The following is a 14,241-nucleotide window of genomic DNA, read 5'->3' on the forward strand; positions in this document are numbered from 1 at the left end:
TATGAGCCTTGATGACGCCATCGAAACCGTTCTTCAAAAAGTCCTCCGGAGGATACGCCCCACCGAGGAGGAGAGGGCCTTCGTTGAGGGGCTGATGAGGGAGCTGGAAGAGATTGCAAGGGAAACCATCGAAGACCTCGGCCTCGACGTTAAGCCCTACTTCGTTGGCTCCCTCGCGAAGGATACCTATTTAGCTGGAGACCACGACGTTGACCTCTTTCTTGCTTTTCCCCTCGATACCCCCCTGGAAGAGCTCCGCGAGGAAGGTCTAAGGCTCGGGAAGGCGATAGCGGAGAGGCTAGATTCCCATGAGGTGGCCTACGCCGAGCACCCATACGTGAGGGCAACATACAGGGGGGTAAAGGTTGATCTGGTCCCCTGCTACGACGTGGAAAGCTGGAGGGACGTGAGAACCGCCGTAGACCGCTCGATACTCCACACGAAGTGGGTGAATGAGCACCTCAACGGGAGAAACGACGATGCAAGGCTCCTCAAGCGTTTCCTGAAGGGGATTAACGCCTACGGGAGCGAGATATACGTGCGCGGCTTCTCGGGCTACCTCGCCGAGATACTTGTCATCAAGTACGGTTCGTTCCTCGAAGTCCTTGAAAACGCCGACTTCATGCTGAGGCAGAAGGTAATAGACCCCGGGAACTGGCTCAAACGTGAGCACGGAACAGCCATGAAAACCATCGAACGGGAGGCCGAGGCCGACAGGCCGTTGATAGTGATAGACCCCGTTGATCCAAGGCGGAACGTGGCGGCCAACCTGGGCTGGGAGAAGTACGGGAGGTTTTACTTCAAGGCTCATCAGTTCCTGGAAAACCCCTCAAGGGAGTTCTTCTTCCCAGAGACGAGGAAAAGCGGAAGCTACCTCGCGGAGCTGAGGAGGAAGGGGACGCACCTAGTGACGCTGGTCTTTAAAGTCCAGGAGCTCGTTGATGACCTGCTTCTTCCCCAGCTGGAGAGGAGCGCGCGGGGCTTCGAGCGGGCCCTCTCACGGGAGGGCTTCAACGTCCTCGGCTGGAACGTCGGGCGTAAAAGTGGCAAGGCGTTCATAATGCTGGAGGTAGACAGGAGGGACCGTGAGAGGGTAACGATAAAGCCCGGCCCGGAGTTCTTTACCGAGAGGGGCAGGGACTTCTACCTGAAGAACGAAAGAGTATGGCTCGTCGGAAAGAGGCTCCACGCTGAGAAGAGGGTGAAGGAGAGCATCCTGGAAGTTATCGAGGAGCTCCTCAAAAAGAACGCCGTGGCCCTGGGAAAGGGGATACGGGAGAACGTGAAGAGAGCGGAGATAGTGCTAGACTACGTTCCCAAGGAACTGGAGGACGAGGCCTACCTCTTCCTGACCAGAGAGAAGTGGAGCCTGAAGTAGCAGCAGGAACATCTTTCGCCTGTTCAGCTTTTTGTCGGCGATCTCCAGTATTCCCTTGATTTTCAGGTACTCCTTCCCACCGAGCTTAGTCAGCAGGGATCCAAAAAGAGATATTTCGTCACTACGCTGGGTTTTACGGTTTCTTCCGTCCAATTCGCTCACCTCCGACACCAGAGGCGCATCAGTAGTATAGCCCACACGGCTTTTTAAGCGTTAGGCTAACAAAATTAGGAAACCTAAAGTAAAGGAACGGAGGATTTTCATAACCTGTGCTCACACCACTTTCGGTTCTCCCAGTCCCCGTGAACCTCGCCCGGTATGTGACCGGTGTCCGCGACAGCCCAGTCGAGGTTGTACCCCCCGATCAGGTTCCTCAGCTCTCCCCTCAGGTCGCGCTTTCCGACGTAAAGGGCCGCCCTCGTCACGACGTTGTAGCCGCTGTTGGGAACCTCGGGCTTAAGCGCTTCCTCCCACGCCCTCCAGCTTGTCTCCCAGCCCTCCAGCGGAGGCATCGCGGAGAGGTTCCAGAGGTGGTACAGTTTATCGAAGCTGAGGAGCTTGAGGTAGGCCTCGATGAAGAGCCCCTGAAGCTCGCTCCCGTCGAAGTAGCGCATCAGCTCGATGAGGGCCTTCGCCATGACGGAGACGTTGCCAAAGGCCACGCGCGTGTCAAGGTTCTCCCAGAAGCGCGGGCAGGAGTGATTGGCGAGGAGCATGAGATAATAAATCCTCCCGAGTCTGAGAGCCTTTTCATCGCCGTTCGCGGGCTCAAGTACGTAATCCATGGAAGTCTCCAGGCCGAAGTGGTCGTAGTAGTCCCTGAAGAAGACCCTCGCGTACCTCACCAGGAACTCCTCAGGGCGAGCGTTGAGCTCAGCAAGGCCCCTTAAAACGCCGAGGCGGACTGCCCTGTTCAGTTCCTCGAAGAGCCTCGTGAAGGCCACCTTCCAGAGCTGGGAGACTTCCCTCCCCCCAACTTCCCTCGCGAATACCCTTCCATCTGCTCTCCTGTAACCGAGCCATCTCGAATCGCTCGTCTTGCCGTCGAGGCTTAAATCGAAGTAGTCGCTCCAGCTGGAATAGTCCTTGACGGGCATCTCGAAGGAACACTCCCCATCGAGGCGCCTGAATTCGCCGGAGAGCTTCTTGGCCACGAACTCCATTGCTGAAACCCTCTCAACGCCCCTTCCCTCAAGCCCGTCCATCCAGGCGGTGAAGCGGTCGAGCTGTTTTGGATTCCCCAGGAGGCTCTCAAGGTCGCTGGCCGTGAATACCAGGTAGGGGACGCCGAGGTTCTCCTTGTGGTCGTCGCGGTAGGAGAGGGTTCTCTCGACCAGGCCGGGGACGTCGAGTGTGTTGAAGGCGAAGGCGTCACTTAAAGACCACTCCCTTCCGAAGACGAAGGAGCTTGAATAGCGGTTGCAGGAGTGCTTCGCCTGCGGGAGGTCGTAGAGGAGCTGCCTCTCGTCGAGGAGGAAGACGAGCTTTCGGTCGGTCGAGGACTCAACGATTTCAGCCGTTTTTCTGGTTATCACGGCCTCGGGGAGCCAGTAGCCTATCACCGACTTTTTCCCGATGAGGGGGGCGTAGAAGTCGAAGGAGACCCTCGCGAGAATCCTCTGCTCGAACTCGTCGAGGTGGGGAACTATGGGGTGGAAAGGTGTCGTTGGGACGGCGTCAAACCTCTGGAGGAGTTCAACCGTATCTTCAAAGGCCCGTCTGCGGTAGCGGAGGAGCATCAGGAAGGTGAAGGGCTCGATGTCTATGCTCACCCCCTCCATTCGCGACAGGGTGTCGGCTATGTGCTCGTAGGAGTAGAGCATCGCCCTCGTCCAGTTCTCGCCCCTGACTTCCTCCCCGCGGATTCTTATGGCAACGGGGCTTCTCCTCTCCTCGTACTCGATGGGCCTGCTCCCGTCGCCGTCTTTGACGTGGACGATGTCGCCGGGCTGGTAGGCGTGGAAGTGGTGGGCGTACTTCATCAGCATTGTCTCACCGGGAGTGATACATTACCGGCCCTTATTTGGGTTTCGGAGAAATTGGAGGGCATTTTTACCCAGATGTGCCCGATAGATTAATAAACCTGTGCATTGAGTGTCAATCGGTGGGAGAATGGAGCGCGAGTTCAGGAGGATTCTGGGTGAAGACCTGGCCAACTACCTGGAGCTAATGAGGGCGAAGCTGGCCTTCGCCGAGGAGCTGTACGGGATAAAGATGAACTACGTGCCCCTTATCACGGAGGGGGAGATAGTAATCCTCGACAAGAACGACGGAAAAATTAAGTGGCTGAAGACCAAGAGACCGCTCACAGTCGAGGAGTTCAAAGCCCTGGCGGATAAAATAAAGGAAAACCTTGAGTCCGGATACGTTGAGATGCTCCTGTCCATGAACATGGGCTGTATCAACGGACCCGGTGAGTAACCTTTTAAACCTCCCCGACAACTCGGCTCGATGAACCGCTCCGAGCTGATACTCCTCGGTATCACTGCTATATGGGGCTTTACTTTCCCCGCCATGAAGGTTAGCCTTGCCTACCTGCCTCCGATACTCTTTCTGGCGTACCGCTTCGGCATAGCCTCGCTCCTGATGCTGCTGATTTTCCGCGAAAGGGTCCTTAAGAGGGAAACCTTCAGGGAGGGCTTCATCCTGGGGGCGACCCTCTTCTTCGGCCACGGCTTCCAGATAGTCGGGCTGAAGTACACCACCGCCTCGAACTCCGCCTTCATAACCTCGCTCTACGTCGTCTTCACGCCATTCATAGCCTACTTCCTGCTGAGGGAGGGGCTCAAGCTTAGAGATGCTGCTTCACTCGCGATAGCCCTCACCGGCCTCTACCTCATCTCCGGAGCGAGCCTGAACTTCAACTACGGCGACATGCTCACCGTCCTGTGCGCCCTGAGCTTTGCCTTCCAGATAGTGCTCGTCCAGCGCTTTGGAGAGAAGGACTACCTCAGCCTGGCCTTCTGGCAGATAACGTGGAACTTCGTCTTTTCGCTGGCCTTTGCGCTCGTCGCCGAGCCCTTCACATTCCCGACCGACCCGCTGCCCTGGGCCGGAATCCTGTACACCTCGGTCTTTGCAACGGTGATAGCCTTCACGCTCCAGGTGAAGCACCAGAGGAACACGAGGGCACACAAGGCGGCACTTATTTACTCGGCCGAGCCGATATTCGGCCACGTCGCGGCGTTTCTAACCATAGGAGAGGTCCTGAGTCCCCGGGGCTACCTCGGGGCGACGCTGATAATGGCGGGGATATGGAATGAGATTAGAAAAGGGTAAGGGGTTTAAGTCTTAAACTTGGCTTCGCTCACTCCGATATTAGTCTCAACCCGAACAAGAATTCCGCCGCTTTCCATGGCGTCCCGTATTGAGCCGTCGTCGTCCGGAACCTCGATGGTTCCGATGGACTTTCCAGCAATCTTCTTGCCTCCTCCCACGAGCTTTGGTTTCCTGATGTCCGTTATCTCCACCTTGCTGGGCAGGGCGAGGATCCTGAGACGCAATAGCATGGCCTCCCTGTTGGAGGTGTTCTCCACTCTGACGGTGAGCTTTCCGTCTCTTATCTCAGCAGTGGTGACCTTGATTGGGCTCTTCTTTCTGAAGGCCAGTAACGCCAGCACCACCAAGATCAGCGCCCCAAGCCCGATGTAGAGGTAGACGTTAGTTTTCTCCTCCTCCGCCTGGCTTGGACTGGCTTGCCCCATACCAACCCCCGCCATCTCTGCGGTAACTTCCAGGGTCTTTATTTCGGTCTTCGCATAGAGCTTGCCGCTTGAGTACAGGAGCATCTGGAACTCGTATTTTCCAGGTTTCCATCCCTCAATCGGGACGTAGTTGTACTTGAACTCCGTGTCATTGAGGGGAAGGAGCGGCATCTTAGAAACACTAACATTTTCAACAGGTTTTCCGTTGTAGCTGACTCTCAGAACAACCTCCGCGTCTTTTAGTGGTTTGAAAAGGTTTCTGACGGTCGCCACCACATAGGCATAACCGATCCTCCCTTCGGAATTCTTCGCCGGGACTACATCGAAAGCCACGAAGTAAACCGTCTTAACAACAAGCCTAACCTCCTTCTCCTCGTTCGGACCGATCTCAAACTCGGTTGCATTGAGAAGCTGGCCAGCGAGGTACGCCTCGGCGCGGTATTTGCCAGGGGCAACGATGGCCTCAAGTTTTCCCGTGTCGGTACGCTTTATAGGGTACTTGGAGGGCATCGAAAGGAGAACCAGATCAACCGGAACAACGTTGCCTGTTACATCAACTGTGGTGATCGTTACTCTGGCACCTTCTCCTGTTACGATAACAGTTGCCTTCAGGGCGCCCGATGGAGTTGCCACGCTGACGTTGCCCACCTGCTTTATTTCCTCACCGCCCACGGTGACCGTGTAGTTTCCGGGAGGGCAGTTGGGAGCGGCTTTAAGGGTAACGTAGACAACCTTACGCTCCCCCGGTTGAAGAATAAACTCGTTCTCTGAGAACTCGACGGTGAGGAGATCCGTCTGGGGGGTCACCTGGTAAGTCATTCTAACATGGATAGTCTCGTTTGAGGGGTTGCTTATAACCACTGTGGAGCCCGTGACTGTACCCCCAATCGGCACGTAATACGTGTGCGAATAGAAATCACCGGAAACACCGATGTAACCTGCAACTCCAGGTGCTAGAAGTAACAACAGCAGGAGTGGAATCAAGGGTACCCTACTCCATTCCATCGTCACCACCCCCTACAAATTTAAACACTTAAAGTATTTAAATTCTACGGGGGTCCGAAATCCCGGACAAAATCAAGACAGGCTCTGCCAAAACAGAGCAAAAAAGAAAGTCAAGAGACATCAGCTGAGGCCTCAGGCGTTGGTCACCTGGAAGTAGACGTGCCCAACGTAGGTGTCCTGATCAATGTTGCTACCGACGTCAAGCCACATGTAAGCGTAGTGGTGGGCTCCCTGCCCGGCACTGGCATCACCGTCCTGGGTCGGCCCCGCCTGGTTGTCCAGCCAGAGGGTGTAGGTGCTTGCTATGGCTCCTGCGGTAGAGGGGTCGTTGTTGGTGTTGATCTTGAGGAGTATCTGCTTGTCTCCTGGCGTGGCAGTAACAACACTGACCGTCCTGCTGTTGTTGTTAACACCCGTCCAAGTGGCATCGCTCTTGACATTGACGTCATAGTTACCGTTGCTGATGACGTAGACATCGAGGTACCCGGTGCTCGGAGAGGTCAGTGGGTTGTCATTGCTCTGCGGGCTAACGGTACCAAAGGCGAAGCTGCTGGTGACCCATATCTCCCCATACCAGTTGACGGTATAACCATAGCCGGTGTAGACGTTACTTTCAAGGGCCTCGTTGTCCACGACCTTCACCTGGAAGTCCCAGTCTCCACCGGCAATACCATCGTTGGCCTCCCTCGCAACCTTGCCGACTATGATCTCAACGCTAAAGGTGCCCGTACTCTGGTCCCAGGTCTGCGGATCAACCTGGCTTATTATCTGCCAGGTTCCAAACGTGGTGCCTATCTCATTGCCCGTGGCGTCGTAGAACTTCCAGGTCCCTGGCTGGTCGCTGAAGGGCGTTCTAACGTACTTGAGTATCACATAGCTGCTCGGATCTGTGTCTCCAGCCGGGAGCGGACCAACCTTGGTGTTGTTCGTGTCATAGTAGAACCAGATGGTTATCTCCTTTATGTCGTCCATCGTGTTAACGTCACTGATGGTTATGTCGATCCAGTAGGCATTGCCCGGGGTTGCACTGGTGGTCTGGGTGGTGTGATCGTCGAGGTAGAACTTGACGTCGGTGACCTGAGGAGCCACTGCTCCAATGCTGAACTGTCCGCCGCTGCTGGCCTCGGTACCTGCACTGACAATCGGCACTGTTACCATTGCAAGGCTAACAAACAACACAAACAGGGCCTTCCAGAGCCTTGCCCCTGCCATGGTTCCTCCCTCCCAGGGGACGATATCAGGATTACATCATCGGGAGTTCGATTTCAGCAGGGGCAGGTTCAAAGTTTGATATAGTGTTTATTCCCATAGTCATATACTAAAGTAATGTTATTTAAAATTTTCGTTATTAAAAGTTCCGATCATTAACAAAATCGTTTCTAATTGGAACGGATCCAAAAATTGAACACCGTATCAATTGGCTGGCAAATGTCCAAGATCAACAACTTGGTTATACAAATCAGACGGCACATTTCGAATATCATTGAGGACAGCACAACACCTTTAGAAACAAAAAGTTAAAAAATATTGGACCAGAACAGTACTCAAGAAAAATAGGGGGGAACTGTCATGGTACACGCGTACATCAAGGAGAAAACCAAGGAGTTCTCGAAGGAGGAGAAGGAGAAGCGCTACAAGTACCTCGGAAAGGAGGTCATAGACGTTGGTGACCCAGGACTGGACAGCATTCCGGAGTTCTACGGCATAGCAAACGCAATATGGCGCGACTGGAAGAACGGCGAGATAAGTACCAGGACGGCGCTCGGGAGGCTCGCGCTCCTCAAACTGCTCACGTACAAGGGCAAGAACAAGAAAATCCAGGACATACCCGAGGAGGAGCTCGAGGAAGTCAGGAGGTTCATCGACTACGTGATGCAGGTCATAAAGAACGAGAGCAGGCGCAAAGGTGAGCCCGAGGAGGAGCGTCAGGTTTAAAATTTTGAACTCCTACCTTCTACGCCCTCCCCTCTCACACCCCCGCGAGAGGTGACCGGGGGGCGGTCGGGGAGGGCACAGTTTTATACTGCGGGCTTTTCTATCCAAAAACCTTATAAGGGAAGTTCCCAATTCTGCCCCGATGCCCATGAGGGGGGAGTGTTTTATCCTCCGCTTCGCCCGTTTCGCGGCTTGAGTCTCCCTGTTCTAGGGTAGTCCATCATAAAGATCATTTCTGGAGGGTTTTAACATGATACGGGAACCGGAGTTTAGGGAGTACAACCCAGGAAAGCTTGAAGAGAAAATAGAGCACTTTTGGCAGGAGAACAGCGTCTATGAGAAGGTGAAAGCGAGCAGAGCTGAAGGCCCGAAGTACTACTTCCTCGACGGGCCGCCCTACGTCAGCGGTGCAATACACCTCGGAACCGCCTGGAACAAGATAATCAAGGACATGGTGATAAGGTTCAGGACGATGCAGGGCTACAACGTCCGCAGGCAGCCGGGCTTCGACATGCATGGCCTTCCGATAGAGGTCAAGGTCGAGCAGGCCCTCGGGCTCAAGACCAAGAAGGACATAGAGACCGAGATAGGCGTCGACAACTTCATCAGGAAGTGCAAGGAGTTCGCCCTCAACAACCTCAGGGTCATGACGGAGCAGTTCAAGATGCTCGGCGTCTGGATGGACTGGGACGAGCCATACATGACGATAAAGAACGAGTACATCGAATCGGGCTGGTTCACGCTCAAGCGCGCCTGGGAGAAGGGCCTGCTTGAGAAGGACAAGCGCGTCCTCCACTGGTGCCCGCGCTGTGAGACTGCCCTGGCTGAACACGAGGTCCGCGGTGAGTACAAGCTCAGGAAAGACCCGAGCATATACGTCAAGTTCCCGGTTGAGGGCAGGGAGAACGAGTACCTCCTCATCTGGACGACGACACCGTGGACGCTCCCCGCCAACCTGGCCGTCACCGTTCACCCCGAATACGAGTACGCCAAGGTTAAGGTCGAGACCGAGAACGGGGAGGAGTACTGGATAATAGCGAAGGCCCTCGTCGAGCGCGTTCTCAACGAGGTCGGCGTCAGGGGAGAGATAGTTGATGAGTTCAAGGGAGAAGAGCTTGAGGGACTCCGCTACGTCCACGTCCTCATGGACGAGTATCCAGCCCAAAAGGAGTTCCGCGAAAGGTACGAGTGGGCGCACAGGGTTATCCTCGGCGAGCACGTAACTTTGGAGGACGGTACGGGTTTGGTTCACACCGCCCCCGGCCACGGTGAGGAGGACTTCGAGGTCGGTCAGCGCTATGGTTTGCCGGTTTACAGCCCGGTTGATGATCAAGGAAGGTACACAGAGGGCAGGTGGAAAGGAGTCTATGTCAAAGACGCCGATAAGGAGATAATCGAGCACCTTCGCGAAAAGGGCTACCTCGTGAAGGCTGGCGAGATAGAGCACAAGTACCCGCACTGCTGGCGCTGTAAGACCCCGCTCATATTCCGCGCAACCGACCAGTGGTTCCTCAAGGTCAGCAGGGTGAAGGATAAAATAATCAAGGAGAACGACGAGAAGGTGACCTGGTACCCGGACTGGGTGAAGGTGCGCTACGACAACGGTGTCATGAACTCGGGCGACTGGGTCATAAGCAGGCAACGCTACTGGGGAATACCGCTCCCGATATGGCAGAGCGAGGATGGGGAAATATATATCGTCGGCTCGTTTAAGGAGCTCGTTGAGCTGAGCGTCGCGATAGAGGTGAACGGCGAGAGAATAGAGCTCCCGGAGAGCTACGAGGAGAAGCTCAAGGCCATAGAGGAGAAGCTTGGCCCAGAAGACCTGCACAGGCCCTACGTGGATGCCTTCATCATAAAGGTCAACGGCAAGGAGATGAGGCGCGTCAAGGACGTTGTAGATGTGTGGTTCGACAGCGGAATAGCGAGCTGGGCTTCGCTGGACTACCCGCGCAACAGGGAGCTTTTCGAGAAGCTCTGGCCCGCTGATTTCATCGTCGAGGGCGAGGACCAGGTCACCAAGTGGTTCTACTCCCAGCAGGCGGCTTCGGTTATAGCCTTCGACACCGTCCCTTACAGGCACGTGGCGATGCACGGATACGTTCTCGACGAGAAGGGCGACAAGATGAGCAAGAGCCTCGGCAACATCATAAGGCCGGAGGAGGTCGTCCAGAAGGAGGGACGGGACCCCTTCAGGTTCTACATGCTCTGGGCGACGAACCCCTGGGAGAACCTGCGCTTCAGCTGGAAGGGCCTTGAGCAGGTCAAGAGGATGCTTAACATACTCTGGAACGTCTACGTTCTCAGCGCCACCTACATGAGCCTCGACAACTTTGATCCTACCAGGCTCAAGCCGGAGGAGCTTCCGTTCCGCGAGGAGGATAGATGGATACTCAGCAGGGTTAACGGGCTTATCGACGAGGTCACCGAGGGAATAGAGACCTTCAGACTCACCAAGGCAACGAGGGCCATCTACAACTTCGTGGTCGAGGATTTGAGCAGGTGGTACGTGAGGCTCATAAGGAAGCGCATGTGGGTCGAGGGCGACGACCCGGACAAGTTAGCCGCTTACTACACCGTCTGGAAGGTCTTTGACGTCCTGCTGAGGCTTATGGCTCCCTTCACGCCCTACATAGCGGAGGAGATATACCAGAACATGCTGAGGCCGTTCGTTGGAGTCGAGAGCGTCCACATGCTCGACTGGCCGAAGGTCGAGGAGGGCACCAGGGACGAGGAGCTTGAGAGGGAGATGGAGTACGTCAGGAGAATCGTCGAGGCCGGCTCATCAGCAAGGCAGAGGGCCAGGATAAAGCTCCGCTACCCGGTCAGGAGGATAGTCGTAGAGACCGAGGACGAGACCGTGGCAAAGGCCGTCGAGAGGCTCAACAGAATACTCCGCGACCAGCTCAACGCCAAGGAGGTCGTCGTTGGCAAAGTGGAGAGGGAGCTCGTCATCAAGCCGAACTTCGCGAAAGTTGGCCCCGAGTTCAAGGGTGATGCAAGGCTCGTGATAGCGTGGATAAACGAGCACGGAAGGGAGCTCTACGAGAGGGGCGAGATGGACGTCGAGCTCGAAGGAAAGACCTTCCACCTCACCAGGGAGCACCTGAGCGTGGAGGAGAAGCTGCCGGACTTCCTCGTTGCTGAGGACTTCGAGGGCGGAAGGGTCTTCGTGGACAAGACCCTCACGAGGGAGCTTTTGGCTGAGGGCCTCGCGAGGGAGTTCGTCAGGAGGATACAGGAGATGCGCAAGAGGCTTGACCTCGACGTGAACGACAGGATAGTGGTTACCATAGAGACCACCGACGAGAACCGCGAGCTCCTCAGCGAGAACCTCGACTATGTGAAAAAGGAGACCAGAGCTGTGGAAGTTCGCTTCGGGGAAGCCAAGGGCTACGTTGTCGAGTGGCCAGAGGTTCAGGCGAAGATAGGGATTGAGAAGGTGGAGTAAGTCGGTCCTTCTACCTTCTTTTCCCCTTGTTATTGCGTTTATGGCATGGAAAGAGAAAGTCAAGGTAGGGCAATTAATCCGCCTGCTAATTCCAAGCAGTGACGTAGTTTCACGCCTGGTCTTTAAAGAGCAGGGGTAAAAGAGCGGACAAGGAACACATTGGGTCATTTTTCCAGAACCTTCACCTTCAGCCCGTACTCCTCGAAGCGCTTGAAGTCGTCATCGCAGGTGTAGAGCGTTGCGTTGTGCGCTATGGCAGTGGAAGCTATTAAGAGGTCCTTAAACGGCAGTCTTTTTCCTTCTTCAGGAGGTCCCTGAAAATTGCCCCGGCTATTTTTGCGGAGTTCTCATCGAACTCGACTTTGGGCATCATCTCGAGCATCAGCTCCTCTCTCCTTCAGATGGCCGCAGTGGAGCTCAAAGAGAACGATGGTCGGTAGATGATATTCCCTGGCTCCCTCCCGGTAGAGCGCCTCGACGACTTTCCTGTTCCCACCGAACAGCCCGATTACCACGTTGGTGTCCAGGAGTCCATCCATTCTTCAACCTCCTCAAGCTCCCGCTTTAGCTCTTCAAGTTCTTCAGGTGTTCTCGTCCCGAAGGCGATCATCAGAACGTCCAGATTGCCCTTCTTGTTCTTGCCTATGGGCTCCCTCAAAAGCTCCGAGAAGCTCTTGTTTCCCTTCATCCTGACGAGCTCGTAGTAAACATCATCCGCTATGGTTATCGTTTTTCCCAACGTTCCCCACCTATAAGTGCATGCATGCACGAAATATTTAAAATTTGCCCGTGAGCATTCCCCAAGCAACCCACAGCTCCGCAAGGACGATGAGAGTCAATGCCAGCGCTGTCAGCTTTCTGCTCTTTCTCAGCCCGTAGAGGCCGATTATACCGAACAGAAAGTTTAGGCCCGAAAGCTCAAGGAGCGAGACCACCAGCTCCGTGTTCCTTCCAAATGCCACCATCTTCCCAATAAAATCATCACTCGCTGGATAGTTTGAATAAAGCGCTATGAGCCTGACCGCGACGAGGACTGCCGTGCAGAGGAGGTTCTGCTTTATGGGAACCCCAATCAAAAGCCCCCTGTCCGGCTCCCTCCCGGTGAAGAGCCGGTAGAGGGAATGGGGAAAGATAATAACCCATATGACCATTGAGACCAAAAGAACTAAGAAGGCAATGATTTCAGCAAACATTGCAACTCCGCTTAGAAGTCCCATCATTGGGTCTCCCGTCGCCAGAAGGGCCCACGCAAAGATACCCCAGAAGACAAGGGCGTCGCCGACGATATTGAACACCTCTTTCGGAAGGTAGAGCCTCCCGTGGGTTTTCTCGATTATCTCCGGAAGGTGCCTTATGTCATTGCGGGAGTAGCCGTAGCGTTCAAGGGCTTTCCCTACGAAGTAAAGGGCAACGGCGATGAAGACTCCAAGGAGAAAGAAAACGATTAGAAGGCTAACGGCGTTGAGGCGTTCCCGCATTGGATGGACGATAAGCCAGAGGGCGAACCAAAAGACGACAATGAATGCCCAGGGAAGGAGGTAGTCCCTGACAAAGACCCGCATGGTGGTTAATATTCCCGAAGGTAAATAACCTTTTCGAAACTCTTATAACTTATGCCCCCGCAAGTTACTTACGCCCCCATAACCAACAACTTAGGATAGTAAAAGGGCAAAAGCAGGCTCATGGCAGCGGAACCCTCTCCACCTCAAGCCTGTCGAAGGTCGGGTACTCCTCCACGATGAAGAACCTCACGTCACCCTCCACCGCTTCCGCCAGCTCTAAAGCCACTTCCTCGGGCATCTCTATCCTTCCCTTCTCCCTGTTGATGTGGAGCCACTCAGGCGGAACCTCGGCCTCCTCCACGAGGAGCGTGTAGAGTTCGTCAAGGTCGTCGTATTCCGCTATGCCGAAGCGGAGCGTCCCGTCCTCGGTTATCTCCATGTAGGGCCTTGCAACGTTCCTCGCCATCCTCCTCAGCCTGTTCTTGAGCTGGACCGCATCCTTCAGCCTGGCCGTGCACAGGTGGTAGCTCAGGGAGGTGTTCTCCTCGCCCCATTCGAGCAATTTAAGGCCCAGCTCAAGGGAGCCTTTGATGGCCGCGCTCTCGTCGCTCACAGGCTTGTAACCCCTGTCGAGAATCGCCCTTAGGTTCGTCTCGCTGAACTCCAGCTCGTTCACGTTGAGGAACTTCGCGCCGAGGCCGTCGAGGAATTCAGCGTACCACCTCATCCTCTCGAACTGGCCCGGAACGGAGGGAATCTCGCCGCCGATGTCCCAGTCGAAGTCGAAGGCGTTCCTTATGTTCTCTATCTCGATCCTGAAGAGCCTTGAGTTCGGGTTGAAGAGATCGGGGTGAAAGCGTATCTCGTCCAGGCCGGCGTCATAGAGCTTCTCAAGGTTCTTCTTCGTGGCCAAAGCACCGGTGGTGTAGAGGTGGACGTGAAAGTCCCGGCCAAAGGCCTCCTTGAGGACCCGAATGTACTCAACGGTTCTATCGAGCCTCGCGAGAGGGTCGCCGCCCGTAACTCCCGCTCCCTTCGCCTCCATCAGCAGGGCCTCTTCGATTATATCATCAAGGCTTCTCACCGGCCTCTCGTTGGCGTAGACGACGTCTCCCCTCCTGTGCTCGCTCAGGGGGCAGTAGAAGCAGTCACGAGGGCATTTTCCAGTGGTGAAGAGGACGAGCTTCTCACCCCTAACGCAGAGCTGGCAGCCCTTTGGCAGCTCGCGAACGGCGTACGAAAAGTAAGGCGTCTCCCAGACCATTC

13 protein-coding genes are annotated in these 14,241 nt (G+C 55.2%); 5 read left to right on the forward strand and 8 right to left on the reverse strand.

Translation table 11 applies throughout. The annotated features are described in order from the left end of the window. Nucleotide 1: 1 nt before the first annotated feature. The gene (gene cca / locus E3E27_RS07055) at nucleotides 2–1,378 is read left to right on the forward strand and encodes a CCA tRNA nucleotidyltransferase (protein WP_167773983.1); all 1,377 of its coding nucleotides are present in this window, start codon (nucleotides 2–4) and stop codon (nucleotides 1,376–1,378) included. Between the two features lie 260 nt (nucleotides 1,379–1,638). Here cca and E3E27_RS07060 read toward each other — a convergent pair whose 3' ends face one another. Beyond that, nucleotides 1,639–3,366, reverse strand: coding sequence for a glycoside hydrolase (locus E3E27_RS07060; protein ID WP_167773984.1), 1,728 nt, complete (start codon nucleotides 3,364–3,366; stop codon nucleotides 1,639–1,641). A 124-nt stretch (nucleotides 3,367–3,490) separates the two neighbouring features. On the opposite strand from E3E27_RS07060, the gene E3E27_RS07065 reads away from it, so the two are divergent. Both E3E27_RS07065 and E3E27_RS07070 read left to right on the forward strand, forming a co-directional pair. Then, nucleotides 3,491–3,799: a hypothetical protein gene (locus E3E27_RS07065; protein ID WP_014788709.1), complete on the forward strand. Its 309-nt coding sequence runs from the start codon at nucleotides 3,491–3,493 to the stop codon at nucleotides 3,797–3,799. A 30-nt stretch (nucleotides 3,800–3,829) separates the two neighbouring features. After that, on the forward strand, nucleotides 3,830–4,657 hold the full coding sequence (locus tag E3E27_RS07070; RefSeq protein ID WP_167773985.1) for a DMT family transporter: 828 nt from the start codon (nucleotides 3,830–3,832) through the stop codon (nucleotides 4,655–4,657). Between the two features lie 5 nt (nucleotides 4,658–4,662). Here E3E27_RS07070 and E3E27_RS07075 read toward each other — a convergent pair whose 3' ends face one another. Beyond that, on the reverse strand, nucleotides 4,663–6,087 hold the full coding sequence (locus tag E3E27_RS07075; protein ID WP_167773986.1) for a hypothetical protein: 1,425 nt from the start codon (nucleotides 6,085–6,087) through the stop codon (nucleotides 4,663–4,665). 132 nt (nucleotides 6,088–6,219) lie between these two features. Beyond that, the gene (locus tag E3E27_RS07080) at nucleotides 6,220–7,299 is read right to left on the reverse strand and encodes a hypothetical protein (protein ID WP_167773987.1); all 1,080 of its coding nucleotides are present in this window, start codon (nucleotides 7,297–7,299) and stop codon (nucleotides 6,220–6,222) included. Nucleotides 7,300–7,656: 357 nt separating this feature from the next. Here E3E27_RS07080 and E3E27_RS07085 point away from each other — a divergent pair, with 357 nt between their 5' ends. Further along, a complete protein-coding gene (locus E3E27_RS07085; protein WP_167773988.1) occupies nucleotides 7,657–8,022 on the forward strand; it encodes a hypothetical protein in 366 nt (121 codons plus the stop codon). Between the two features lie 250 nt (nucleotides 8,023–8,272). Continuing rightward, on the forward strand, nucleotides 8,273–11,473 hold the full coding sequence (gene ileS, locus E3E27_RS07090; protein WP_167773989.1) for an isoleucine--tRNA ligase: 3,201 nt from the start codon (nucleotides 8,273–8,275) through the stop codon (nucleotides 11,471–11,473). A 164-nt stretch (nucleotides 11,474–11,637) separates the two neighbouring features. Here ileS and E3E27_RS10825 read toward each other — a convergent pair whose 3' ends face one another. The 5 genes from E3E27_RS10825 to E3E27_RS07110 all read right to left on the reverse strand — a co-directional run bounded on the left by E3E27_RS10825 (nucleotide 11,638) and on the right by E3E27_RS07110 (nucleotide 14,239). Next, nucleotides 11,638–11,763 (reverse strand): type II toxin-antitoxin system VapC family toxin, encoded by a 126-nt coding sequence (locus E3E27_RS10825; protein WP_371731575.1) that lies wholly within the window; start codon nucleotides 11,761–11,763, stop codon nucleotides 11,638–11,640. 57 nt (nucleotides 11,764–11,820) lie between these two features. After that, a complete protein-coding gene (locus E3E27_RS10830; RefSeq protein ID WP_371731572.1) occupies nucleotides 11,821–12,012 on the reverse strand; it encodes a hypothetical protein in 192 nt (63 codons plus the stop codon). After that, entirely contained in the window at nucleotides 11,982–12,212 is a 231-nt protein-coding gene (locus E3E27_RS07100) for an antitoxin VapB family protein (RefSeq protein ID WP_167773990.1), read from the reverse strand. Before E3E27_RS07100 ends, E3E27_RS10830 begins: the two co-directional genes overlap by 31 nt. A 37-nt stretch (nucleotides 12,213–12,249) precedes the next feature. Beyond that, a complete protein-coding gene (locus tag E3E27_RS07105; protein ID WP_167773991.1) occupies nucleotides 12,250–13,035 on the reverse strand; it encodes a hypothetical protein in 786 nt (261 codons plus the stop codon). A gap of 118 nt (nucleotides 13,036–13,153) precedes the next feature. After that, nucleotides 13,154–14,239 (reverse strand): radical SAM protein, encoded by a 1,086-nt coding sequence (locus E3E27_RS07110; protein WP_167773992.1) that lies wholly within the window; start codon nucleotides 14,237–14,239, stop codon nucleotides 13,154–13,156. Between the last annotated feature and the right edge of the window lie 2 nt (nucleotides 14,240–14,241).

It is taken from the genome of Thermococcus sp. MV11, from assembly GCF_012027285.1.
Classification (GTDB): domain Archaea; phylum Methanobacteriota_B; class Thermococci; order Thermococcales; family Thermococcaceae; genus Thermococcus; species Thermococcus cleftensis.